The sequence below is a fragment of the Exiguobacterium sp. s192 genome, assembly GCF_018618795.1.
Lineage (GTDB): Bacteria > Bacillota > Bacilli > Exiguobacteriales > Exiguobacteriaceae > Exiguobacterium_A > Exiguobacterium_A undae.
The window spans coordinates 345,279-370,123 of sequence record NZ_JACSMS010000002.1 but is presented as its reverse complement, the minus strand read 5'-3'; the positions used below and the strand labels follow the sequence as shown (position 1 = coordinate 370,123).

At 49.2% G+C, this 24,845-nt stretch carries 26 protein-coding genes; 1 reads left to right on the top strand and 25 read right to left on the bottom strand.

Going from position 1 to position 24,845, the window contains the following annotated elements; genetic code table 11:
- Nucleotides 1-17: 17 nt before the first annotated feature.
- The 22 genes from KNP87_RS06815 to KNP87_RS06710 all read right to left on the bottom strand — a co-directional run bounded on the left by KNP87_RS06815 (nucleotide 18) and on the right by KNP87_RS06710 (nucleotide 22,556).
- Nucleotides 18-884, bottom strand: a complete 867-nt coding sequence (locus tag KNP87_RS06815) for a 2-oxoacid:ferredoxin oxidoreductase subunit beta (RefSeq protein ID WP_026833444.1) — start codon at nucleotides 882-884, stop codon at nucleotides 18-20.
- On the bottom strand, nucleotides 871-2,622 hold the full coding sequence (locus KNP87_RS06810; protein WP_214721235.1) for a 2-oxoacid:acceptor oxidoreductase subunit alpha: 1,752 nt from the start codon (nucleotides 2,620-2,622) through the stop codon (nucleotides 871-873). The genes KNP87_RS06815 and KNP87_RS06810 overlap by 14 nt, the downstream gene beginning before the upstream one ends.
- Nucleotides 2,623-2,803: 181 nt before the next feature.
- Complete coding sequence (locus KNP87_RS06805) at nucleotides 2,804-3,064, bottom strand: stage V sporulation protein S (RefSeq protein ID WP_026833446.1); 261 nt, start codon at nucleotides 3,062-3,064, stop codon at nucleotides 2,804-2,806.
- A gap of 29 nt (nucleotides 3,065-3,093) precedes the next feature.
- Nucleotides 3,094-3,888, bottom strand: a complete 795-nt coding sequence (locus tag KNP87_RS06800; protein ID WP_012369931.1) for a TIGR00282 family metallophosphoesterase — start codon at nucleotides 3,886-3,888, stop codon at nucleotides 3,094-3,096.
- Nucleotides 3,889-3,938: 50 nt separating this feature from the next.
- Nucleotides 3,939-5,501, bottom strand: coding sequence for a ribonuclease Y (gene rny, locus KNP87_RS06795; RefSeq protein ID WP_026833447.1), 1,563 nt, complete (start codon nucleotides 5,499-5,501; stop codon nucleotides 3,939-3,941).
- A 194-nt stretch (nucleotides 5,502-5,695) separates the two neighbouring features.
- Nucleotides 5,696-6,739: a recombinase RecA gene (gene recA / locus KNP87_RS06790; protein ID WP_214721192.1), complete on the bottom strand. Its 1,044-nt coding sequence runs from the start codon at nucleotides 6,737-6,739 to the stop codon at nucleotides 5,696-5,698.
- A 101-nt stretch (nucleotides 6,740-6,840) separates the two neighbouring features.
- The gene (locus tag KNP87_RS06785; RefSeq protein ID WP_214721191.1) at nucleotides 6,841-8,085 is read right to left on the bottom strand and encodes a competence/damage-inducible protein A; all 1,245 of its coding nucleotides are present in this window, start codon (nucleotides 8,083-8,085) and stop codon (nucleotides 6,841-6,843) included.
- A gap of 70 nt (nucleotides 8,086-8,155) precedes the next feature.
- A complete protein-coding gene (gene pgsA / locus KNP87_RS06780; RefSeq protein ID WP_026833450.1) occupies nucleotides 8,156-8,734 on the bottom strand; it encodes a CDP-diacylglycerol--glycerol-3-phosphate 3-phosphatidyltransferase in 579 nt (192 codons plus the stop codon).
- A gap of 61 nt (nucleotides 8,735-8,795) precedes the next feature.
- Complete coding sequence (locus KNP87_RS06775) at nucleotides 8,796-9,686, bottom strand: helix-turn-helix domain-containing protein (RefSeq protein WP_214721190.1); 891 nt, start codon at nucleotides 9,684-9,686, stop codon at nucleotides 8,796-8,798.
- Nucleotides 9,687-9,713: 27 nt separating this feature from the next.
- Entirely contained in the window at nucleotides 9,714-10,496 is a 783-nt protein-coding gene (locus KNP87_RS06770) for a DUF3388 domain-containing protein (protein ID WP_026833452.1), read from the bottom strand.
- A gap of 92 nt (nucleotides 10,497-10,588) precedes the next feature.
- On the bottom strand, nucleotides 10,589-11,293 hold the full coding sequence (gene ymfI / locus KNP87_RS06765) for an elongation factor P 5-aminopentanone reductase (RefSeq protein ID WP_214721189.1): 705 nt from the start codon (nucleotides 11,291-11,293) through the stop codon (nucleotides 10,589-10,591).
- 3 nt (nucleotides 11,294-11,296) lie between these two features.
- On the bottom strand, nucleotides 11,297-12,565 hold the full coding sequence (gene yfmH, locus KNP87_RS06760) for an EF-P 5-aminopentanol modification-associated protein YfmH (RefSeq protein WP_214721188.1): 1,269 nt from the start codon (nucleotides 12,563-12,565) through the stop codon (nucleotides 11,297-11,299).
- Nucleotides 12,565-13,818, bottom strand: coding sequence for an EF-P 5-aminopentanol modification-associated protein YfmF (gene yfmF, locus KNP87_RS06755; protein WP_026833455.1), 1,254 nt, complete (start codon nucleotides 13,816-13,818; stop codon nucleotides 12,565-12,567). Before yfmF ends, yfmH begins: the two co-directional genes overlap by 1 nt.
- Entirely contained in the window at nucleotides 13,815-14,366 is a 552-nt protein-coding gene (locus KNP87_RS06750; protein ID WP_214721187.1) for a cob(I)yrinic acid a,c-diamide adenosyltransferase, read from the bottom strand. The genes yfmF and KNP87_RS06750 overlap by 4 nt, the downstream gene beginning before the upstream one ends.
- A gap of 36 nt (nucleotides 14,367-14,402) precedes the next feature.
- The gene (locus tag KNP87_RS06745; protein WP_214721186.1) at nucleotides 14,403-16,130 is read right to left on the bottom strand and encodes a sensor histidine kinase; all 1,728 of its coding nucleotides are present in this window, start codon (nucleotides 16,128-16,130) and stop codon (nucleotides 14,403-14,405) included.
- Between the two features lie 2 nt (nucleotides 16,131-16,132).
- The gene (locus KNP87_RS06740; RefSeq protein WP_012369919.1) at nucleotides 16,133-16,849 is read right to left on the bottom strand and encodes a response regulator transcription factor; all 717 of its coding nucleotides are present in this window, start codon (nucleotides 16,847-16,849) and stop codon (nucleotides 16,133-16,135) included.
- Nucleotides 16,850-17,034: 185 nt separating this feature from the next.
- Entirely contained in the window at nucleotides 17,035-18,201 is a 1,167-nt protein-coding gene (ccsB, locus tag KNP87_RS06735; protein WP_285801227.1) for a c-type cytochrome biogenesis protein CcsB, read from the bottom strand.
- Nucleotides 18,198-19,739, bottom strand: a complete 1,542-nt coding sequence (gene resB / locus KNP87_RS06730) for a cytochrome c biogenesis protein ResB (protein ID WP_233550614.1) — start codon at nucleotides 19,737-19,739, stop codon at nucleotides 18,198-18,200. The genes ccsB and resB overlap by 4 nt, the downstream gene beginning before the upstream one ends.
- Before the next feature lie 21 nt (nucleotides 19,740-19,760).
- Nucleotides 19,761-20,351 (bottom strand): redoxin domain-containing protein, encoded by a 591-nt coding sequence (locus tag KNP87_RS06725; RefSeq protein ID WP_035387646.1) that lies wholly within the window; start codon nucleotides 20,349-20,351, stop codon nucleotides 19,761-19,763.
- 126 nt (nucleotides 20,352-20,477) lie between these two features.
- A complete protein-coding gene (locus tag KNP87_RS06720; RefSeq protein ID WP_026833461.1) occupies nucleotides 20,478-21,239 on the bottom strand; it encodes a pseudouridine synthase in 762 nt (253 codons plus the stop codon).
- Nucleotides 21,239-21,811: an SMC-Scp complex subunit ScpB gene (scpB, locus tag KNP87_RS06715; RefSeq protein ID WP_026833462.1), complete on the bottom strand. Its 573-nt coding sequence runs from the start codon at nucleotides 21,809-21,811 to the stop codon at nucleotides 21,239-21,241. Before scpB ends, KNP87_RS06720 begins: the two co-directional genes overlap by 1 nt.
- Nucleotides 21,801-22,556 (bottom strand): segregation/condensation protein A, encoded by a 756-nt coding sequence (locus KNP87_RS06710; RefSeq protein ID WP_026833463.1) that lies wholly within the window; start codon nucleotides 22,554-22,556, stop codon nucleotides 21,801-21,803. Before KNP87_RS06710 ends, scpB begins: the two co-directional genes overlap by 11 nt.
- Before the next feature lie 93 nt (nucleotides 22,557-22,649).
- On the opposite strand from KNP87_RS06710, the gene KNP87_RS06705 reads away from it, so the two are divergent.
- A complete protein-coding gene (locus KNP87_RS06705) occupies nucleotides 22,650-23,114 on the top strand; it encodes a DUF309 domain-containing protein (protein ID WP_119922545.1) in 465 nt (154 codons plus the stop codon).
- 32 nt (nucleotides 23,115-23,146) lie between these two features.
- Here the strand turns inward: KNP87_RS06705 and KNP87_RS06700 are convergent, their stop codons facing one another.
- From KNP87_RS06700 to KNP87_RS06690, 3 genes are all read right to left on the bottom strand, one after another.
- On the bottom strand, nucleotides 23,147-23,494 hold the full coding sequence (locus tag KNP87_RS06700; protein WP_026833465.1) for a GNAT family N-acetyltransferase: 348 nt from the start codon (nucleotides 23,492-23,494) through the stop codon (nucleotides 23,147-23,149).
- 201 nt (nucleotides 23,495-23,695) lie between these two features.
- The gene (locus KNP87_RS06695; RefSeq protein ID WP_026833466.1) at nucleotides 23,696-24,223 is read right to left on the bottom strand and encodes a type 1 glutamine amidotransferase domain-containing protein; all 528 of its coding nucleotides are present in this window, start codon (nucleotides 24,221-24,223) and stop codon (nucleotides 23,696-23,698) included.
- Nucleotides 24,224-24,322: 99 nt separating this feature from the next.
- A complete protein-coding gene (locus KNP87_RS06690; RefSeq protein WP_012369909.1) occupies nucleotides 24,323-24,760 on the bottom strand; it encodes a peptidylprolyl isomerase in 438 nt (145 codons plus the stop codon).
- Between the last annotated feature and the right edge of the window lie 85 nt (nucleotides 24,761-24,845).

Below are 24,845 nucleotides of genomic sequence, written 5' to 3'. Positions count from 1 at the left end.
AATCATTCTACTCTAGTTTACATGAATTCAGCAGCAAGTTTACCAAATGTTTCTTCATTCATGTCGAGATCTGCAAAAGTCAGTCCACGATCCGCATAGCCATCAATTTGTGACTGATAATCCGGACGCGAATCGTCTTGGTAAATCAATCCCATGACGAGCCCGTTATGTTCATGGACCACTCGTTTGGCAACGTCTAAATCAGTCGCGTCATAGTTTTCCAGATCGTCCAGTTTCGTCAAGTTCTGCTTGAACCAGTCGTACGTGTTGACCTTGTTAAACGTGACACAAGGACTGAAGACATTGATGAAGGCAAATCCTTTATGTTTCGTCGCCTGTTCAATCAGACTCGTCAATCCTTTTAAATCATTCGAAAAACTCTGGGCGACAAACGTCGCGCCTGCCGTCAGCGCCAGTTCAACCGGTGAGACACTTTTTTCAATTGATCCTTTGGGTGTTGATTTCGTCTTGAATCCAAGCGCCGACGTCGGTGACGTCTGTCCCTTCGTCAAACCGTAAATCTGATTGTCCATGACGATATACGTCATGTCGACATTCCGTTTGAAGGCGTGGATCGTATGTCCCATCCCGATTGCAAACCCGTCACCGTCTCCTCCGGAAGCGATGACCGTCAATTCACGGTTCGCCATCTTGACGCCTTGGGCAATCGGTAACGAGCGACCATGGACGCCGTGGAAGCCATAGGTGTTGATATAGCCGGAAATCCGTCCCGAACAGCCGATGCCGGAAATCAAAGCGAGTTCTTCCGGCTCCAGTCCGACGTTTGCGACCGCCCGTTGAATGGCCGCCTGAATCGAAAAGTCACCGCAGCCCGGACACCAGTTGGGTTTCACATCGTTTCTGAAATCTTTAAATGTTGCCATGGAAAACCCCTCCTGCAACGACTTGTTCCACCACTTCCGCCGGATAGAACGGGTCGCCGTTGAATTTTAGAATGTGTTCAATTTTTTCCGCAAAACCACAGTTCATCTGAATCAGTTTTGCCAATTGTCCCGTCGCATTGTATTCGACGACGACAACCTGTTTGGCCCGTTCGAGATGCGGACGGACCAGTTCACTCGGGAACGGATGCATCTGGCGGATGTGGAGATGATCGACATGAATCCCCTGTTCCTCAAGACGCGGCATCACTTCTTCAATCGTACCGCGCGTCGAGTTGAAGCCGACAAACAGGATGTCCGGTGTCGCATGCTGTTCTGTCACAAGGACCGCATCCTTCATCCGGAATTGGTTCAGCTTTCTTAATCGTTTCGTCATTTGATCGACCCGGTTCTTCGTCGCTTCCGACGGACGGCCTTCTTCGTTATGTTCGACACCGGTCACGTGATGAATTCCGTGTTTCGTTCCTGGGACGACACGGGGACTGACACCGTCTTCCGTGACTTCATAACGTTTAAAGTACGCTTTGCCCTCGAGTTCCGGCAAATCACCTGAGATCAGTTTCCCGCGACGGATTTCAACCCGATTGACATCGAGCGGTTCGACGGACTGTTTTCCAAGCGACAGCATCAAGTCCGTCAAGAGAATGACCGGACACTGATACTCTTCCGCAATGTTAAAAGCTTCCGCCGCATCATAAAAGGCTTCTTCGACGGTCGACGGCGCCAGGACGACTTTGGGAATCTCGCCATGGGTGCTGTAAATCATCGCCATCAAGTCCGACTGTTCCTGTTTCGTCGGTAATCCGGTTGACGGTCCTCCGCGCTGGGTATCGATGATGACGAGTGGTGTTTCCGTCATGCCGGACAGTCCAATCGCTTCTGCCATCAAAGACAGACCCGGTCCGGCTGATGCCGTCAAGGCACGGACACCAGCGTAGTTGGCACCGATTGCCATCGTTACAGCCGCGAGCTCATCTTCCGTCTGGACGACAGTCCCGCCGAACTGCGGTAATTTTTTGATTAAGTACTCCATGATTTCCGATGACGGCGTGATGGGATAAGCCGCCATCAGACGGGCGCCTCCTGCAACCGCACCAAGCGCAATCGCATCGTTCCCAATCATGAACATCCGTTGCTGACCGTCGGCAGAATCAAGTATAAACCGTTCCGCCGTTCCGGCCATCGCTTCAAAGGCAGCCGCCCCTTCACGAATCGCCGATAAGTTTTTCTCGACCATCTCCGGTCCTTTCCGTCCAAAAATCTGTTCAACGACGGCTTGGAACCGTTCCGGATGAATGCCGAGAATGGCGCTCGACGCACCGATTGCGACCATATTCTTCATCAAGGATGTGCCGAGTCCTGCCGCAATTTCCGTAAAAGGAATCGGATAGAGGACGGCCCGTGTCTGATCCGGATTCGTCGGATTAAACTTCGCATCGGCAATGATGATTGCCCCTTGACGTAACTCATGGAAGTTGACGTCGATCGTTTCCTGATCAAATGCGACCAAGATATCTAAATCATCGGCAACCGTCCGGACTTCATGTGTCGCGACCCGGATTTTATTGTTTGTATGTCCACCCTTGATCCGCGATGAAAAATGACGGTATCCATATAAGTAATAACCTAGACGGTTCAAGGCAATGGCGAAGATTTCACCAGTCGATTCAATCCCCTCACCCTGCTGACCGCCTACTTTCCATGACAATTGATTGTACATCGACGTTCGCTCCTTCTGATCCCCTGAAATGATTGAAGCTGTCTGCTTCACTATCCTCCCCCATGATACCGATTTCCGGATAGTTGTACAATCCTCCTTCAGGGAATCGAGCGAAAAAAAAGACCATCTACTCCAACGAGTAAATGGTCTACATACGTTAGGACCTATGTCCAATGATGCATCATCGTGGTTCAATGATGAGTTTGATTGCCGTCCGTTCTTCCCCATCAATCATGATGTCGGTAAATGCCGGGATACAAATCAGGTCCATCCCTGCCGGTGCGACAAATCCTCGGGCGATTGCAACCGCTTTGATGGATTGATTGAGTGCACCTGCACCGATTGCCTGAATCTCGACAGAACCCTTCTCTCGAAGTACACCCGCAAGCGCCCCTGCGACCGCATTCGGATTCGATTTAGCTGATACTTTCAGGACGTCCATGCACGTACCTCCCAATCAAAAATCAACACTCAATCAAAGAAAATCGATTGATCCGTTAGATGAATGCGTTCAATTTTCGTAGCTTTTTTCGATACATCATCAATATGAATCAAGACTCCATTTAACTGTTCCCGTCCTTCTGCAACTTCAAACCGGGTTGGGAGTTGTGTTTTGAATTTCCGCAAGACATCTTCCTTACGCATACCGAGGACACCGTCTAGCGGTCCTGTCATCCCGACATCCGTGATATAGGCGGTTCCACCTTCGAGAATCCGTTCATCTGCCGTCTGGACGTGTGTATGCGTTCCGACGACGGCCTGGACACGACCTGCCAGGTGATAGCCCATGGCAATCTTTTCACTTGTCGCTTCCGCATGAACATCGACGAAGATTGCATCGACCTCACCCTCGACTTCCGCAATCAATTCATCGACTGTCCGGAATGGATCGCCGAGTGGTGGTAAGAAAACAGTTCCTTGCACGTTGATGACGGCGATTTTTTTGTTGCCGACTTTTAAGACCATCATCCCGCGACCGGGTGTTCCTTCCGGATAGTTGGCAGGACGAACGATCCGGTCTGCATCATCAATCCAATCAAAGATGTCGCGGTTATCAAATGTATGATTCCCCATCGTGACGCCGTGGAACCCAAGCTCAAGCAACTGATGGTAAATCGATTTCGTGATCCCCCGCCCGTGTGCGGCGTTTTCTCCATTCACCAGCATGACCGTCGGGTTGTACTTCGATTTGATTCGTGCTGTGAACTGTTGCAGGATATGCCGACCCGGTGCCCCGACAACGTCACCAATAAATAAGATTTTCAAAAAAATTTCCTCCAATCATTAAAAAAAGTGGCGGTCGCCCGCCACTCTGCTTATTTTGCGTATTCGACTGCCCGTGTTTCCCGAATGACCGTGACTTTGATGTGACCCGGATAATCGAGTTCTTCTTCGATTTTTTTCCGGATATCGCTTGCCATTTTATGCGCAAGGACATCGTCGACGACATCAGGACGAACGATGATCCGAACTTCACGACCGGCTTGGATCGCAAAGGACTTCTCAACACCGTCAAATGATTCTGAGATTTCTTCCAGACGTTCAAGACGTCGGATGTAGCTTTCAAGCGTTTCTTGACGTGCACCTGGGCGTGCGGCAGATAAAGCATCCGCTGCTGCGACCAAAACAGAAATGACAGATGTCGCTTCTGTATCCCCGTGGTGGGAAGCAATCGCATTGATGACGGTTGGGTGCTCTTTGTACTTCGTACCGAGCTCAACCCCGATCTCAACGTGACTTCCTTCAACCTCATGGTCAATCGCTTTCCCGATATCGTGCAGAAGACCGGCTCGCTTCGCAAGCGTTACATCTTCTCCAAGCTCCGCTGCCATCATGCCGGCAAGATGCGCGACTTCAAGCGAGTGGAACAGGACGTTTTGACCATAACTCGTCCGGTATTTCAAGCGACCGAGAATTTTGACAAGATCCGGGTGAATTCCGTGAATTCCGACGTCATACGTCGCTTCTTCACCGATTTCACGAATCCGTTCATCCATTTCTCGGCGGGACTTGTCGACCATCTCTTCAATCCGAGCCGGGTGAATCCGACCGTCTTGAACCAATTTCTCAAGCGCCATCTTCGCCACTTCACGGCGAATTGGATCAAATCCGGACAAGATAACCGCTTCCGGTGTATCATCGATGATTAGATCAATCCCCGTCAATGTTTCAAGCGTTCGAATGTTTCGTCCTTCACGACCGATGATCCGACCCTTCATCTCGTCATTCGGCAAGTTGACGACAGAAACCGTCGTCTCCGCGATGTGTTCTGCGGCGAACCGTTGAATCGCGAGTGAAAGAATATTTCGTGCTTTTTTGTCCGCTTCTTCTTTTGCTTTTTGTTCGATTTCTTTTTGAAGAATTGCTGCGTCATGCATTGCAGCTTGTTTCGTCTCATCCATGATGATAGCTCTGGCTTCGTCTTGCGAAAGATTCGCAACACGTACGAGCTCTTGGCGTCCCTGTTCATACAGGTCCTCTACTTTTCGTTCTAACTCTTCAGCTTGATGCTTCCGTTTCGCGATCTCTGCATCCCGCGTATTGATTTGTTCTTCCTTACGGTCGATGGAATCAACACGGCGATCGAGTGTCTCTTCTTTTTGGAGCAATCGTCCTTCTTGTTTCGTTAGCTCTTGACGACGTTCACGAAGTTCTTTTTCCACTTCTGTCCGAAGTTTAAAAGCTTCATCTTTCGCTTCGAGTAATGCTTCTTTTTTCGTTGCTTCCGCTGCTACCTGTGCACGTTCCACGATTTTCGTCGCTTCTGTTTCCGCGCCCTGAATTTTCGCTTCTGCAATCGATTTCCGCAAGAAGTAGCCTACGATGAATGCGATCAGTAATGTGAGGAGAAGTATGACAATCCAAGTTGTTGTACCCATGGGTTCACCTCCCCTTTGCAAGGTGTTTCTTAGTTCATTTCGGTTATTCATCGAAGCTGTCTAAAAAACGTACATCTATATTGTAAGGATAGCACTCGTTCATTGTCAACGAACGGGCGGGAAAGAATTCCTATGTTTTCCTCTTTTCAACAAAAAAAGAGCGGAATCTGAATCGATTCCACTCCTTTTCCCACTTATTCTGCAAACATATCTTCTGCTTGACCTTCTTCGAAATCAACAGGATCCTTGCGATCGACAAGACCGTGATGCTCACGAATTAAGCGTTCGACTTCATTCGCCACTTCCGGATGCTCGATCATATATTGTTTTGCATTCTCACGTCCTTGACCAAGACGCTCTGAATTGTATGAATACCATGCACCGCTTTTTTGAACGATATCGAGATCTGTCCCGATGTCGATCAATTCACCGAATTTCGAGATACCTTGACCGTACATGATATCGACTTCCGCTTGTTTGAACGGCGGCGCAATTTTGTTTTTAACAACTTTCAGTTTCGTCCGGTTTCCGACGATATCAGTTCCGTTTTTCAATGCTTCCGCACGACGGACTTCAAGACGGACAGACGAATAGAATTTCAACGCACGTCCACCTGGAGTCGTTTCCGGGTTACCGAACATGACACCAATCTTCTCACGAATCTGGTTGATGAAGATAACGATGGTTTTGGATTTATTTGTAGCACCAGACAATTTACGTAGTGCCTGACTCATAAGACGTGCTTGCAGACCCATGTGTGAGTCACCCATTTCGCCTTCGATCTCGGCTTTAGGAACGAGCGCGGCAACGGAGTCGACGACTAGAATATCGACAGCACCTGAACGGACAAGAGCTTCTGCGATTTCAAGCGCTTGCTCTCCTGTATCCGGTTGTGACAAAAGAAGTTCGTCGATGTCAACGCCTAGTTTGTTGGCGTAAGCAGGATCAAGTGCATGCTCTGCATCGATAAAGGCTGCTTGTCCGCCTTGTTTTTGAACTTCAGCAATCGCGTGAAGCGCGACTGTCGTCTTACCCGAAGATTCCGGACCATAGACTTCGATTACCCGTCCACGTGGATATCCACCTGCACCGAGAGCTATATCTAATGTGATAGATCCAGATGAGATCACCGATACTCTCTGATCTGCACTTTCACCTAGTTTCATGATTGAACCTTTACCAAATTGTTTCTCAATCTGGCGTAACGCCATCTCAAGTGCTGCTTTACGATCACTCACGTAGCAGGCCTCCTTTTATTTATCTTACTGAGATTATTGTACTTCTTTTGAGACCAAATAACAAGCTTTTTACGAACATTTATTCGTATAGTTGAAAGAAATTAACTTTCCTCCATTTCGTCGGAATGACCGATGTTTTTCAACAACATGAAGTAGGCATCCTTGACGGAACGTAATCTAATCATACCACGGTCGAAGGAAGGATACGTCAATTCAAGCACTTGTGTACCGCTCGCTTGTGCCAATGCACAGAAGACTGTTCCAACAGCTTGACCGCTGTTGCTCGTTGGTCCCGCCTCTCCCGTCAAGGCGATGGCAAGGTCCGTCTCGTAAAGTGCACGCGCCCCTTCCGCCATGGCAATCGCCACACTCCGGCTGACCGCCGTCTGTTCATCGAGCAACGTCTGTTCGACACCTAAGACATTAACTTTCGCTGTGTCCGCATAGACGACAGCACCACCGCGAAAGACATCGCTTGCACCGGCAATGTCCGTCAGACCACTCGCGAAGGCACCGCCCGTCAACGACTCGGCTGCTGCTAACGTCAATCCGGCTTTGCGGCACCGGTCCAAGACGACGGCAGGTAAACTGGCATCCCCGTATCCGTAAAAATGTGTCCCGACTTCATCGAGTACCTGTCGTTCGAGTGTATCAAGCATCTCCAGCGCCTCGCGTTCATCAAACGCCTTCGCTGTCAGACGAAGACGGACTTCCGCCAATTCCGCGTACGGAGCGATCGACGGATTGCGTGCCGTCCGAATCAGATCAGCCAACCGGTCATTTAATGCCGACTCGCCAATCCCGAAAAAGCGCAACGTTCTGGATTTGATCGTTTCTTTTCCAAGCAGGTGTTCGAAATGATCGGCGATGATTCGTTTCATCTCGCGCGGAACACCAGGCAACAAGATGTATTGGTGCTTGTCCGCATGGAGCGACATGCCTGGAGCGAGACCTGCCTCGTTCGTCAAGACGTCCGCTCCTTCGATGACGAGCGCCTGTTTTCTCTCGTTGTCCGTCATCACACGTTCTCGTGTCTTCAAGAACGCTTCAATTCGGTCGTATGCCGGCTGATCAACATGCAATCCAAGCCCGAGAAGATCTGCCACGACTTCTTTCGTCAAGTCGTCTTCCGTCGGACCAAGTCCTCCGGTAATGACAATCAATTCAGCCCGTTCCTGAGCACGTGTAACAACTTCGACCATCCGCTCCCGGTTGTCACCGACGACCGTATGGTAATGGACATCGATTCCGCACGTCGCGAGCCACTCCGATAAATACTGGGCGTTCGTGTTGGCGATTTCACCTAACAGTAACTCACTTCCAACAGCAATGATTTCTGCTTTCATCCTGCATCCCCACTTCCTTAACTATAAGAAAAGACTGTTCGATTTGGCGAACAGCCTTGTTTGATATAACTTACATCGATTTCGTAATCAATTTGATATTTTTCGAGAAATACTCGACACCCGAGTAAATCGTCAATACTAAAGCAAGCCACATCGTGATTTCAGCAAATGGAATGTTCAGCAAGGCAAATCCGATGTCGTGTAATAAAAAGGCGATGATCGACGTCAACTGAACCCATGTTTTTGCTTTGCCTGAATTACCGGCAGCGAGCACGATTCCTTCGTCTGAAGCGACGAGACGTAGACCCGTCACGGCAAATTCACGACATAAGATGATGACGACGACCCAGGCAGCGACGAATTCAAGTTCTACCAGATAGACAAGTGCTGCAGCGACAAGCATCTTGTCAGCAAGTGGATCCATGAATTTACCGAAGTTCGTGACCAATTTGTTTTTACGTGCGAGATAACCATCGAGCCAATCGGTGATGGCAGCGACAGAAAAGATCATCGCGGCGACGAAGTGGGAAACCGGTAATTCTGCTCCTAAGACATCCCACTGTCCCCAGTCTGGATTGATAGCTAAGACGGCAACGAACACGGGAATTAATAACACGCGTAAGACCGTCAATTGATTGGGCAAGTTCATTCTCGTATCCCTCCTTTTCGGGTTATGTATGCCGGCAGAGCCGACATGAAGAAGACACGCCTTATGGCGTAGCTACTTTCTTCAAATAAATATTTTGAACGAGGAGGGAGCGGTTAAGCTTAAGCTCCTGATCATTGACGATAATACTGTCGATTCCCTTGATTGACCCGACACGAATCCGGATGACATCCGTTTTCGCATCTTTGACGACAATCGGGTTCGGGTCCGACGCATTGATATGGTCGGGCGCAAGTGCTTCGCCTTCAAGAGACGTATCCCGAACACCAACAAATGGCGATGGCGAGGCATCTTTCTTGATCCGAATCGATACACTCATCGTCTCGTCTGTCGGCACTTCATATGTGATGTCCTGACCAGCCGTCGTTTTCGCAGCTAACGGTTTTTTCTCTTCTTCTTTTACAGGTTCTTCTTCTTTAGCCGGTTCTTCTTCCTTCGGCTCTTCCGCCGGGGCATTGGTTTCCTTACTTGGTGCATCCCCTTCATCAATCGTGACCTCATTTTGTTGAGGCGTCGCCGTTCGGGTATCGTCACCGTCCTGGAACGCTTGGAAACCGTAGTACAGGGCGACCCCAATCGCAAAGATCAGCGCGATGATGATGATGTTTGGAATCCACCGTTTGGCAACACTCTTTTTTGGAGCGGTCGACTTCGAATAGGTCGCACGACGCGACAATTCGACGACCGGTTGTGTTTCCGGCTCCGGTAAATCACGTTTGTACGTCTCGAAGACCTCATCGACATCAAGTCCAAGAGCTTCGGCGTAAGTTTTAATGAATGCCCGGGCATAAAAGGCACCTGGCAGTTGCTTGTAGTCCCCTTCTTCGATGGCGACGATATAACGTTTTTGAATTTTAGTTGTACTTTGAATTTGCTCAAGGGATACACCTAGCGTCTCCCGTTGCTCCTTTAAGTAGGTTCCGAGCTCAGTCATCGGTAACACACCTTCCATTTTCAATACTTATTCGAAATTGAACCATTCGTTCCCGCCATGGGCACGCGGTGGTTCGGTGACAATGATTTCTTCTGTCGTGTTGCGGAGTTCAATGATGTAATCAAAATCATCCCACGTATATTCGCTTGATTTAACAAAAGCGTCCGGATGTTCGACAATTTTCGTCGCCGGCAAACGCATGACTTCTCGTAATATCTGCCAGTGCCGCTCATCGAAATGGCGCTGGGAGACAAGTGCGTCAATGATATAGACATAATCTCCAGTCCGTTCATCATCAAACAAGGACGTTCGAACCGTTTGTTTGATCAACGTTGATGACAGGAACAGCCATTTCTTGTTCGCACTGACACTTGCGGCAACAATCGATTCTGTTTTACCGACTCGGGGCATACCGCGGACACCAATCAAAAGATGTCCCTCCTGCTTGCACAACTCTGCCATGAAATCGACGAGAATCCCTAAATCTTCGCGGACGAATCGGAACGTCTTGATTTCACCGCTGCTGTGATCGATGTAACGGCCATGGCGGATCGCGATCCGGTCACGCAGTTTCGGTTTCCGCAATTTAATGACTTCAATCGCCGGCATCGTCTTCAGGATGGCTGCGAGTCGCGGAATTTGATCCGGCTGCTTCGTTTGCAGCAACATGCCGCGACGTTGATGGTCAACACCATTAATCGTGACAATCGAAATATGTAGCATCCCCATGAGTGACGCGATGTCCCCCAAAATTCCGGGACGGTTGACGTTCAATTCATACTCCAGATACCACTGTTCGAATTCACTCACGCGCAAAGCCTCCCTTAGAATCGGTTATCCATCCCTCATGTTAAATGATTTTTTGAAAAATGAAAAGCATTCCCCTAAGCAAATTTAACGGATTACATCCAAGCACCGTCAATCTTCAGGACGGCACCATTCATATATTCCGACTCCTCGCTCATCAAGTAGACGATCGCGGAAGCCACTTCTTCGACCCGGCCAAAGCGACCTGCCGGAATTTCTGCAAGCGCAAGCTCACGGTCTTCCTCAGAAAAAACGGCATTCATCGGTGTATCGATCCATCCCGGCGTCACGGCGTTCACCCGACCGTGCATGGCACCGAGTTCTTTACTGTATGCCTTGACGAAACCGAGTTGTGCCGCCTTACAGGTCGAGTAGACGACCTCTCCGGCAACACCGGTTTCTCCAAGCACACTGCTGACGACGACGATCGAAAGCGGAGCGGAGAATGCTTTTTTTCGTGTCAAGACCTGTGCAATCTGAATCAATGACTCGACATGTAAGGTCAACATCGCTTCTGCCGAACGGACCGTTTGATCAACCAGCAGTCCGCTGAAGCTCGTACCGGCAATATGGATGAACCCTTCGACGGAAGGGAGCGTCTCACAAAAGGCCGCCAAAGCGTTCCGGTCAGACAGATCGCCTGTGACGATTTCTGTCGTCACAGGCAACTGCTTCACGAGTTGTTCTAGTTCTGTCTTTCGTTGATGTGTATGCAAGACGAGCTCATGCCCGTCTTCCGCCAAGCGTTTGACGGTCGCCCATCCGATGGCGCCACTCGCTCCGGTAATTAAAATCCGCATCGGTTACGCGTACGGTTTGACGATTGAAATCGCACGGTTGTCGAGTGCAAACAATTCATCAAAACGGGCTTCGATTTCTTCTTTTGTGATCGAAGCAATCAAGGTCGGTAACGTAAACAAGTTCGTTCCCGCCAAGGCATGGCGTGAAAACTGGTTGGCGATGAATTCCGGTGAGTTGAGCGAACGCAAGAATTTACCTTGCATCATGTTTCGTTTGCGGACGACTTCCGTCTCCTCGAACTCCGGACGGACAGCGAGTAAGTTCTCGTACGCCGCAATGAAGCGTTCCGGATCTTCCGTTTCCATTCCGAACGTCGCAAAAGCGAACTCTTCCTCACTCGAATAATCAAAGCTGAACGTATCATCGATCAACCCGTCTTCATACAGTTCAAGATACGTCGAAGATGTTTGATCAAACAACAGGTGCAACAACAGTTCACTCGTCAATTCCCGGCGTAACTGTTCCTCGCCGCCGAGTGACGTGTCTTTATAACCGATCAAGACTTTTGGTGTCTTGACGTCGAGTTCAAGTTCAAATCGTTTCTTGGCGACGGTGTTCGGCTCCACTCCGTAATCGCGTTCGATCGCCGGTCGGTCGGAATAGTTCTTTTTCGCCTGATTCGCTTTGATTAAAGCAAGCGTCTCCGCCGGATCAATGTTTCCGACGACGAACAAGACCATGTTCGACGGATGATAAAACGTCCGGTAAGACGTATACAAATCGTCAGCCGTGATTTGATCAATCGATTCCGGTGTTCCGGCGATATCAATCCGGACCGGATGCTTCGCATACATCGATTCGATCAGACCAAAGAACAGACGCCAGCCGGGGTTATCTTGATACATCTGAATTTCCTGTGTGATGATGCCTTTTTCCTTCTCGACACTTTCCGGTGTGAAGTACGGATCCTGGACGAAGTCGATCAGCGTCTCCAGATTTTGTTCAATCAATGATGTCGCCGAGAAGAGATACGCGGTCCGCGAAAATGACGTGAACGCGTTGGCGGACGCACCGAGTCGGCCAAACTCTTGGAAAACATCTCCTTTTTCCGACTCGAACATCTTGTGCTCGAGGAAATGAGCGATCCCGTCCGGTACCTGGACCCAGTCATCCCCTGTTTTAAAACGGTTGTCAATCGAGCCGTAGCGTGTCGTGAATGTTGCATACGTTTTTTCGTAGCCTTTCTTCTGCAGAAGATAAACGGCTAGTCCGTTGTCAAGCTGCTCAAAAAAGACGGTTTCGTCGGTATCATGATACGTGAACTGTTCCATTATTCTTCACCTCGCAATAAGTAAACTGCTTCTAGTTCGATTGCCGCCGCCAAACGGACGACATCGTCGCGTGTTGCCGTCTCGATGATATGAATCTCATCTTCCAGCGTCAGTCCGCGCATCTTCGAGCCGTTCAACCAACCAATCAGTTGTCCCGGCTGATCGAGAATCTGGCGACGTGCATTGATCAGCATCGCTTTCGTCTGTGTCAATTCTTCATCTGTAAACAGTCCAGCCTTCAAATCTACCAACTGTTCGCCGATGATGGTCTCCGCCCGCTCTGCCTGCTTCGTCTCGACACCGGCATAGACATACAACGCACCGTTTAACGCGGCGTACCGTGAGGCGGCGTAATAGGCCAAACTCTCTTTTTCACGGACGTTCATGAATAATTTCGAATGCGGGAAGCCACCGAACAAGCCATTGACGATTTGCATCCGGATGGAATCAACCGACGTCGGATCAACGCCCACCCGGTATCCTAAATGCAGTTTCCCTTGTTTGATTGGTTGTGTCTCGGATGACCGTTTGACACCCATGACTTGTTTTTGGGCCGGGATGTAATGACTGGCTTTTTCACCGTGCGACGGCAGGAAGGACAAGGCATCTTCCATCTCGTCTTGTGTGACATGACCAACGACGAAAACATCGATCCGGTCCTCTTCCACCATCGACCGGTATGTATCACGCAAAGAAGATGGTGTAATCTGTTCAAGGGCCTCGAGTGTACCGAGTGACGACAGGGAAACCGCTTCTCCCGGCGCCATTAATTCAAGCAGGCGTTGCTGGGCAAAACGCATCTTGTCGTCATACAACGAACTGATTCGCAAAGCGTGCAGACGCTTCTCCTGTTTGACGAACTGTTCCCGGAATCCGCCTTCTGTCAAATCCGGATAAAAAATCATCTGTTCGAGTAGATCCAGTGCTTCCTCGAGCAGGGTCTCATGACGAACGAGATCACCGCGGACGATATCGAGTTGGAACGAGATGACATGTTCCTCCCCGAATTTCGAGGCATCCGCATACAGACCGGCGTCGTATAACGTTTCGAGCGGCTCGCGTAAAGCCTTCATCGACGGATAAGCCGCTGTCGATTTTTCCATGATATACGGTAACAATGCCCGGCTCGTCAGTGTCGTTTCCTCAAGTGGTGCTGAAAACGTCACGAGGACGGTAGTCGTCTTGAATTTTTCGGTCGGAACGAGATGAAAGGTCGTTCCTTGTTTTTTCCACGTCTGAAATGACTGACTCATGCTTCTCCACCCTTTCGTTTAAATACGTGCGCACTCCGCACATATTCGATATCCGCTTTTTGATTAACTGCATTTTCGTACCGTGCTGCCGTAAAGAAGAAGTCACTTAAGCGATTGATGAACGGCAACAAGTGAGGGGCCTGTTCGACATCAATCATCGTCCGTTCGACGCGACGGCAGACCGTCCGTGCGACATGCAGACAAGCCGCTGCTTCCGTTCCGCCCGGTAAGATGAATTTATCAAGCGGCGGCGATAATTCCGTCAAACTGTCAATCCAACTTTCGAGATCTTCTGTCGCCGTCGGACTCAAGCGTGATGCTTTTTGTTCGACGTACATCAAATCACTGCCGCAATCAAACAGAACGTGCTGGATGACCGTCAACTGCTCCTTGACCTCGATCGACGTCGCTTTCGTTCGGGCAAGCCCGACAAAACTGTTCAGTTCGTCGAGTTCCCCCATTAAGGTGATTCGGACGTCATTTTTCTTGACGCGTCCGCCAACGAGGGATGTATCTCCCTCATCCCCTGATTTCGTATAGATTTTCAAACCACTCACTCCTGTCTTATAGCGAAAGGAAGCGAATCATAAAGTTCGCTTCCTTTGTTTTTTTGGTAATTGAATTCGGAAAACAGATCCTTTCCCCAGTTCACTTTCGACTTCGACTTCTCCGTCATGTGAACGAACGACATTAGCAACAATCGCGAGACCGATGCCGGTTCCGGTTTTGCCGCGTGTCCGTGCTTTATCCGCTTTATAAAAACGATCGAATACAAACGGCACATCTTCTTCCGGAATTCCGTCTCCCGAATCAATTACAGATAAAGATATTGTTTCCCTATCTTCAGCAATTTCAATCTTGATTTGCCCATCTTCCGTGTAGCGTAAGGCATTTCCGAGCAGATTCGTCATCACTTGATCCATCTGGTCCGGATCGGCTTCGAACTGGGCGTTCGGACCGACCACCTCAAAGGAAACACGTTTTTCAAGACCCATCTGCTTGAATTTCTTAATCATTCGTTTGGCAAACGGAACCGCATCGATCGTCTCGATCCGTTGTTCCTGATAGCCGGCTTCCATCCGGGCAAGATCAAGCAGATCATTGACAAGACGCGAGAGTCGCTGCGACTCATCATAAATGATCGAGGCAAACTCTTTCGTCGCTTCGTCACTTTCCGTCATCCCGTCGACGATCGCTTCGGAATACCCCTGTAACATCACGAGAGGTGTCCGTAGTTCATGACTGACGTTTGCGACAAAGTCCGCCCGCATTTTTTCGAGCTGTTGGGCTTCCGTCATATCACGCAAGACGGCAACGGCGCCGATCTGCTCTTCTTGTTCGAGCAACGGACTGACGATGATGATGTAGAAGCGTCCTTCCCGCTCGAAGGAAACCGTCATCTCTTTTTCCTTGCGCATGACCGTCTGGAACAGTTCAATCAGTTCGTCCGGTACAGGTGCACCGGCTAAGAAGGCTTCCGCCGGCGGATTGGTCGCGAGCAACTCACCCGAATCCGAGAACGTCAAAACACCGTCCGCCATACATTTTAAGATCGAAGACAAGAGATGCCGTTCCTTGTCGAGATCGGTGACGTATTGGTTCAGCTGACTGCTCATCTCGTTAAACGCGAGCGCCAGATCCCCGATCTCATCCCGAGAGCGTTGGGTCAGACTTTGATCGAACTTCCCTTCTCCCGCTTCAACGACGGCTTGGCGAATCGTTCGGAGCGGTGCCGTAATCCGTGTTGAAAGGAAAAAGGCGAAGACGGTCGTCCCGATGATGGCAAGCAGGACACAGAGCTGGATGATTTGACGCGCCCCTTCATTGGCCTGCTCGATATTCGTCAATTGTTCAATCAAATACATCGTCCCGCTTCCGCTCTCCGTAATGAACGGAGCCCGGTATGCAAGGGCCGCTTTCCCGTCAAACGTTTCGTAATTCCCGATCGCGGTTTCCCCTTCTTCGCCGTCGACGGCTTTCCAGTTCTGACGTTCCAGTTCTTTGATGATCCGACTCGCCTTCTCTTCCGAGATGTTCGTTTCGATCGTCTCATCCGTTGACGTCGCGATCAGGGTCGCACCGTATATGTCAGTAATCTCAATCGCGGTGGCCGATCCTTCTTCGAGACCACTATGGGCTTGAAACACCGTTTCGACCTGCTGGCCGAGCTTTGCCAAGTGTCCCCGTTCCTGCTCGATATGGAACGAATTGAAAAATTCGAGCAGCAAAATCGTCAAAGCAATCAAGACGACCGAGACAAGTAATAAAATCGTTCCCCACAGTTTGATGACGACACTCTGTAACCACTTCATCGTCAGGCAGGGTTATTCTCGAACTTGTATCCGACACCCCAAACCGTCGTAATCATCTGCGCCGCATTGGGTGACAAGCGGTTCAACTTTTCACGCAACCGTTTGACGTGGGTATCGACCGTTCGTAAGTCGCCGAAAAACTCATAGTTCCAGACTTCTTTTAACAGTTGTTCGCGCGAGAACACTTTATCCGTCTGTTTCGCCAGGAAATACAGCAATTCGTATTCTTTTGGCGTCAAGTTGACTTCCTGTGATTCGACCGTGACGCGGTGCGCATCATTATCAATCGTCAGATGCGGGAACACGATGACGTCTTTTGTCTTCGCATCGGTATGCAGGAACTTGGTCGCACTTGCCCGGCGCAGGATCGCTTTGACACGTAAGACGACTTCGCGTGGGCTGAACGGTTTGACGATGTAATCGTCTGCCCCCATCTCAAAGCCGTGAACCCGGTTCGTCTCTTCGCCTTTCGCCGTCAGCATGACGATTGGCGTCGCTTTCGTTTTCCGCAGTTCTTCGCAGACCTGCATGCCGTCGAGTTTTGGCATCATCAAATCCAGTAGAATCACATCATATTCCGTTTCCAGTGCCATCTCGAGAGCCGTTTCTCCGTTATCCGCTTCTTCAATCGTAAAGTTCTCACGTTCGAGGTACATTTTCAATAAACGCCGAATCCGTTCTTCATCATCGACGACCAAAATACGCGCTTCTTCTGACATCAGTTGATTCCTCCCATGAACTAATCTGTCTAACTCTATCCTACTACTCTTTTAGTATACTATGAAACTAAAAGAATAGCGTCTCCGACCGCGGAATTGCCGCTTCACGCAAAAAAAAGGATGGACAACGGAAGTTTTTCCGTCGTCCATCCTTGATTAATGATCCGGTCAATCGATTTCACCGATCAGGCGTACGAGTGAAGACCCGCAACAACCAGATTGACGAAGACGAGGTTAAACATGATGACGGCAAATCCACCGACACATAACCATGCTGATTTTTTTCCGATCCAACCGCGCTGGATGCGCATGTGGAGATAAAACACATAAAAGAGCATCGTGATCAGTGCCCATACTTCTTTTGGATCCCAGCCCCAGTAACGGCTCCATGCCATCTGTGCCCAAATCATCGCAAAGATCAGTCCGCCGAGAATGAAGATCGGTAAGCCGATTGCAACCGAGCGGTAGCTGATTTCATCCGCTGTCTCGAGATCAATTTTCCGAGCAATCGGTTTCAGACTTTCCGCCAACCGCTTCCGGAGAATGACAAACCGGAGCAGAATGTACAAAACGATTCCGCCGATTAACGACCAGAGTACCGTGTTGACTTTATTGGCATTGAGGAAGTTCGGCAATTCTGCCACCGCTCCTGAACCGGAGATGACTTTCCCATTTTCAGGACCTGTCAAGACAGGCATCGTGTAGTCATGTTGCATCGTGGCACCGTTTTTCGCGACATACTCGATGGTCGAGTTTGTCCCGATTGCATTAAACAACAGACCAACGACGATGTAACCGACGACACAGGCGAGTGAAAACATGACGACTTCAAGCCACGTCCGTGTTTTCGACTCCTTGCTGAAGTCCGTCGCATGGATCAGGTACAACAAGCCGGTCGCAAAACTGACCGCCAGAATCCCCTCGCCGAGTGCAGCTGTCGTCACGTGGATTTTCAGCCAAACACTTTGTAAGGCTGGAATCAACGGTTGGACTTCGTCCGGGAACATTGATGCATAAGCGATGACGAGCAAGGCGACAGGCATCGCGACAAGTCCGAGGACATTGTTCCGGTAAATCCCGTAGACGATCAAGAAACCAAGCACCATCATCATACCGAAGAAGGTCGTGTATTCATATAAGTTCGAGACCGGTACGTGACCGGCTCCCGCCCAGCGTGTGAAGAAGTAACCGAGTTGAGCGATAAATCCAACGATTGCGAGCGAAAAAGCAATCCTCCCTGAGCGGGTTGGTCCTTTTTTGCCACTTGTCGCAACCGCAAAGAAGCCGGTACTGATCAAATACAAAACAAAGGATGCGAGCAGTAGATTACTACTCAAACTAAGCAGATTCATTTCGATTCCCCCTCTTCCCGCAACTTCTGCCGGTCTTCCAGTTGCGGAAGTCCCACTTCGGTCAATGCGAGATTGGCTTCTTTCTGAAGCCCAAGTGCGTTTTTGTTCGTGAAGCCGGCAATTTTAATCTGCCCGTCCGCTTCTTTTAACCATAGTCTGCGGTGCGGCCAATACATGCCGATCAACAGACCCGTCATGAAGATGATTCCACCTGCGAACAGGAACGGTAACGTCAGATCTTTTTTGATTCGAACGCCAGAGATGTTCGAGAGTTCCGTACCTGCGAAGCCCATCTTGTATTGGTTCTCATCGCCGCCGACATTCAGTTTGATCCCGATCAGACTCCGTTCCCCTTCCGGATGTTCCGGAGATTTGATCGTAAAGACGAACGCCGGATTGACTGGACGTGATGAGTTCGTCGTCGGTTTTCCGTCTTTGACGACGAAGTCCGGTAAGAAGTCCTTCAGTTCAACTTCGTACCCGTCTTTTAAGGCATAGGTTTCTTTCGGATTACGTAAGTCGACCTTGATCGTATCGACGACTTTTCCCGTTTTTTGATTCTCGATGTTAAATGACATCGTCTTGAATTCAGGATCCGCCGCATACTGTTCCTGGAAGACTTGATAATTTCCGAACTCAAACGGCTGGTTGACCGCGGTTTCACCCGACTTGATTTTTTCAAGTTTCGGTTTGAAATCGTCCGTCATGCCGACCTTCTCATACAGCGTCATCTGCGTATCGTAGTTTTTCGGAACACTTCCACCCGCTCGTTTTAATGCTTCACTGAACTTCTCATCCTCTTTTGCCGGATCATAAAATTCGATGTTGAAAGCATTGTTCTCGAGATAGTATTGATTGTCCGTCGCTTCGACCGGCAACGTTTCCCCTTCACGAATCCAAAGCAACTCGTCTTCGTGCATCCCAGGAACGATTCGTAACATGGCACCACCAAAGAACAGCACCAATCCAATATGGTTGATGTATGGACCCCAGCGACCAAACCGTTGTTTTTCGGCTAACAAGGCGCCGTCTTTCCGGCGAATCTTATACCCTTTTTTCTTGAGCAAAGGCTCGATTGCATCAATCTGTTGGACCGTACCAGTCGCCTCAGCGCCAAATCGCTGACCGCCCATAAAACGGTCGGACTGGATGACCGGTTGTTTCTTCAAAGCGCGGTAAAGCGGGAAGAAACGGTCAATTGACACGATGATGATTGAAAGAAGCAATAATGTAATCAATCCAATATACCACCAGGATTCAAACAAGTTATGGAATCCTAACGCATAATACATATCGCCGGCCGTCCCGTATTCTTTGCCGTAAAACTCTTCCGGCGGGATGGCTTGCGGAATGTACATTTCTTGTGGAAAGATCGTCCCGACCCCGCTTGCGATGATGATCAAGCCGATCAACCACAGTCCTACTTTGACGGATGAGAAGAATGTCCATGTCCGGTCAATCCACGACTGGTTTTTTCGTTTTGAACGAAGCTCGGCTTCCTCATAACGCATATCCAGTTGCTTATATTCCTGCTGCATCATAAATTCCCCCTCGATGCGTTACTCGTTTGCTTTTTTAATCATTTCTTCCAGTTTCGCTTGATCGATTTCACCCTCATACTTCTCGACGACTTTACCTTCTTTGTTAATGATGAACGTCACAGGTAAGTTGTAGATGCCGTACGCTTTTTCGACCGAACTGTTCGTATCCATCAGAATCGGATAATCGGTTCCACCGATTTCCTTGATGAAACTTGACACGCGGACCGGTGTTTCGCCGACGTTGACCGCCACGAAGTTAACACCTTCTTTTTCCAACATATCGACGTTGTCATTAATCAACGGCATTTCTTTTTTACAAGGTTCACAGAATGTGCCCCAGAAATTGAGTAAAAGTCCTTTTCCTTTGTACTCATCCATCGTATGTTGTTTTTCCCCATACAGATCGACAAGCGCAAATCCTGGCGCATCGTCTCCGGCAAGGACTCGTCCGTCCTTGTCGCGTGTCGCCTGATCCACAAACTGCATGATGACGACCGCACCGGCGAATAACACCATCGTCATGATCATCAACCGCCAAAATGAACGTTTTTTCTTCTTTTGCTTTGCGGCTGCTAGCCGCTCATCCGGGTTTTGATTTGTTTTTTTCATGTCGCACCGCCTCCACCCATATTGTACTTGAAATCGCTTAAATGTTGACAGAATGTGAAATACGTTAATCGTTTTGTCACAAACAAAGAAAACTCAACCCGCAGGCTGAGCTTCTCGCTTTACAAATTAACGTTTTTTTGTGTTCTTACGTCTTTTCGTAGGGGGAGCAACCGGATCCGCCAGCTCACGCAATTGATTGACTTCTTTTTTTGAAAGTTCGCGCCAGTCGCCTGATGTCAATCCGGCGAGTGTCAGGAAGCCAAACTGTTCACGTTTCAACTTGATGACTTCCGCTCCAAGTGTTTCGACCATTTGTCGGACTTGGCGGTTGTGGCCTTCATAGATGACCATTTCTAAAATTGCCGTATTCTTTTTCTTGTCGATGTCACGCATCTCGACACGTGCTTTGCCTGTTTTGAATCCGTCCGGCAAGACGACGCCTTTTTCAAGACCTTTGACATGATAATATTCCGGTACACCTTTGATCTTGACGATGTAACGTTTCGGGACTTTATATTTCGGGTGCAGCAACAGGTTCGAGAACTCCCCGTCGTTCGTCAGGAGTAACAAGCCGCTCGTATTGTAGTCGAGACGACCGACCGGGAACACACGGTGACCGGGTGGGACCAAATCAACGACGGTTTTACGGCCTTTGTCATCCTCAACGGTCGAGACGACGCCGGTTGGTTTGTACAGCATGTAGTAGACATGTTCTTCGCGTTCGAGTTTGACGCCGTCCACTTCCACTTCCGCGCGTCCGCCGACTTTCGTGCCAAGTTCTGTGATGACTTTCCCGTTGACTTTGACACGACCTTCTGTGATCAATTCTTCTGCTTTGCGTCGCGATGCGACACCAGCTTGGGCGATAATTTTTTGTAGACGTTCCATTAATTTATTCTCTCCTCTAGTGACGACTCATTCCGGAAAAATAGATCCCCGTCCGCTTCTAACGTTTCTTCAAACTCAAGCGGCGGCAACTCTTCGATACTGTTCAGTCCGAAGTGATCCAGGAAATGATCAGTCGTCTTATACAATTTTGCACGCCCGACGCCTTTTGCACGTCCGGCTTCATCAATTAACCCTTTTGCACTCAACGTATGAATGACACGCTCCGTCTTCACGCCGCGAATGACTTCGATGTCCGCCCGGGTGACCGGTTGTTTGTAGGCAATGATGACGAGTGTCTCCATCGCAGCCCGGGACAAGCTGTCTTCTGCCAGGGAACCGGCATAGGCTTGCACATAGGGGGACATCTCTTTCCGGGTGACCATCTTGAAGACACCGCCCGACTCAACGATTTGCAAGACACGTTGTTCGGATTCAAACGTTATCTGAAGAGCATGCAACTGTTCCCGCGCTGCCGCCTCACTGATTTCAAGGACTTGACTCAAACCACGTGGATCGATGCCATCATCTCCAACCACAAACAATAAACTTTCAATGATTCGATCATACGCCAATCTGATTCTCCTCCTTCACTAAGGCACGTAACAAGATATCGTCATTCATCTGTTCACACGCAACAATCCGTTGTTTGACAAGTTCAAGCACTGCCAAGAAGCTGACCACCAATTCCTCAACGGTCGGCTGTTCCGTAAAGAATCCAAAAAATGTCGTCCCGTCATTGCCGAGGACATATTCGGAAACATGGACCATCTGTTGTTCAAGCGTCCGTTCTTCCCGTTTGACCGTTTTCGATCGGCGCACTTTCCAGGCGACACGTTGGCGCATTTTTTCATACGCCCGCAACAAGTCACTAAAGGACAGATTCCCGCTGTAATCCTGTGTCTCGGCATCGAGATACGCCATCAAGTCTTCCGGCTGCTTTGAAAAAAGTTCAAGGCGCGCCTCTTCCTTTTCCTTTAAGACCAGTGCCGCTTCCTTATATGCTTTATATTCAATCAGTTGCTGAATCAACCCTTCGCGTGTCGGCTCCTCCTCAAAATCAGGAACATCTTCGAACTCCGTCTGTTCGACAGGTAACAGTTGTTTACTTTTTAATTGCAGGAGCGTCGCTGCCATGACAAGATATTCACTCGCCACATCCAGTTCCAGATGTTGCATCGCACGAATATAGGACACATACTGATCCGTCACGACCGATACGGAAATATCGTACAGGTCAATCTCCAATTTCCCAATCAAATGTAACAACAAATCCAACGGGCCTTCAAACGCATCCATCTTTACACTGTATGATTCCATGATTCTCCCTGCCCATCAACGTTTTTTGCGCCTTAGTATACCATACATCACGCCGCTTCGACTATGTTATATTAAAGGAAAGGAGGTGCCTCCATGCATCCAATCGAACAGTTTGCTTTCGAATTCAACGTGCAACAGGATTATTTTGAATGCCACGAAGTACTCGAAGAATTGTGGCAGACGGGACAGCGTCAAGATGAGTCGCTCGTCGCGTTGATCCAGCTGGCCGTCGCCCGCTATCACCACCGCCGCGGCAACTTGGCTGGAGCGATGCGGACCTATCCGAAAGCCTTCCAAAAAATCGAACGTCATGCCGGCTCCTTGGCGGGGCACGGAATCGACGTCGTGCAGTTACTGGGCTTACGTCCCGCGTTCACGCAACCCGACTATCAACACATCCCGTTGCCGCTCGCAAAAGACATGCAACGACGGATCCAACAAGTGCCGGTCGATGTCCAACACGATCCGTCCTTCTTGCGGCATAAACACGTTTTACGTGACCGCCAGGACGTCATCTCGGCCCGACAGCTGGCACTTGCGGCGCGAAATAGAAAATAAAAAACCGGTCCGAAACTACATGGACCGGTTTTTTATTGACTTTTCCATTTCTCAACAAGTCGCGTCGTTTCTTCTGTTGCACCCGTAATCTCCATCCGCATCATCTTTTCCGCTGCATCGAGCAGCATGTAAGACATCCGTTCACCACGGAAGGATGGCGATAAGGCGATATGCTTCAATTCAGCGTGGCCATCCACCAATTGAAACCCGATGATTCCGATAAAGTCTTCATCCTGTTTATAGAGATACAACTGTTGATTCTCATCTTGTTCATAGGTTTGAACCGTTTCAAGCAAATACTTCGGATCCTTCACTTCGCACGAAAAAGCGATTAACCCCATCGCGGTCCGTTCATTCAACTTTTTATATTTTACTAGCATTTGATTCTACACCTTCCTAGTTTCAACAACTCTCAGGAATATGATCGACTGAGACTTGTTTATTCTACACCTTCTCGGCTCGAAATGCTTCATTTTTCGTCAAATCGACTAAAAAGACGGACAGAGTCGGTGCCTCTACCCGAAACGAGACCTCCCTGTCCGGTGACAGGGAGGTAAGCTCGTACAGTAAGGTTGTGACGATTATTTGGATCCTTCGAGGACCTTGATGAATTCGCGCATGTAATCCGGTAAATCGGGTGGACGTCGGCTCGAAATGATATGGCCGTCAACGACGACCGCTTCATCGTGCCACGTTGCTCCGGCGTTTGTCATATCATCTTTGATTCCCGGCGTACTCGTGACATTGACACCGTTCAAGACACCTGCTGAAATCAAGACCCATCCTGCGTGGCAGATCTGACCGATCGGTTGTTTCGTTTCATCAAAATGGCGGACCATGGCGAGAACGGAATCAAACCGCCGCAATAGATCGGGTGACCAGCCGCCCGGTACAAGAATCGCATCATACTCAGACGGTGTGATGTCGTCAAACGCTTTATCCGAGACGATTGGTACACCGTACTTTCCGATGTATTTTTCGTCAGCCTTTTCACCGACGATGTCGACAATCGCCCCTTCTTCCCGCAAGCGGTGGACCGGGTACCATAATTCTAGATCTTCAAAATCATTGCTGACAAGTTGGATAATCTTTTTCCCTGCTAAACGCATCCTATATCGCTCCTTCGTTTTTTCGATTCTTTTTCTCACTTCCCTGAATCAAGCGAAAAAAAACTCCCCTTCTTTCAGCAAAAGAAGGAGAGGAATGCATTACGCTTCGACACGAATTTCTTTAATGCCAGCGCCTTGCTTCATTTTTGTAGCGTGCTCAAGACCTGATGTCACTTGTCCGAAGACTGTGTGCACGCCGTCGAGGTGTGGTTGTGGCTCATGAACGACGAAGAATTGGCTTGATCCCGTGTTGCGGCCAGCATGCGCCATTGAAAGTGAACCGGCTTTATGCTTGTGCGGGTATGATGTTGACGTTTCACACGGAATCGTCTTACCTGATCCGCCTGTACCGTTTCCGATCGGGCAACCGCCTTGTGAGACGAAACCAGGGATGACACGGTGGAAGTTCAATCCATCGTAGAAGTTCGAGTTCGCAAGGTTCTCGAAGTTTTCTGTTGTGATCGGTGCATCATCGTTAAACAATTCAAACTCAATTTTATTTCCGTCTTCTAATAAGATATATCCAGTTTTTTGCATCGTATACCAACCTTTCGCGCTTTTCAGCTATGGTGTTCGCCACGACATTCGCGGCTCCGTTACCTAGTGTATCAAATCTTTACGC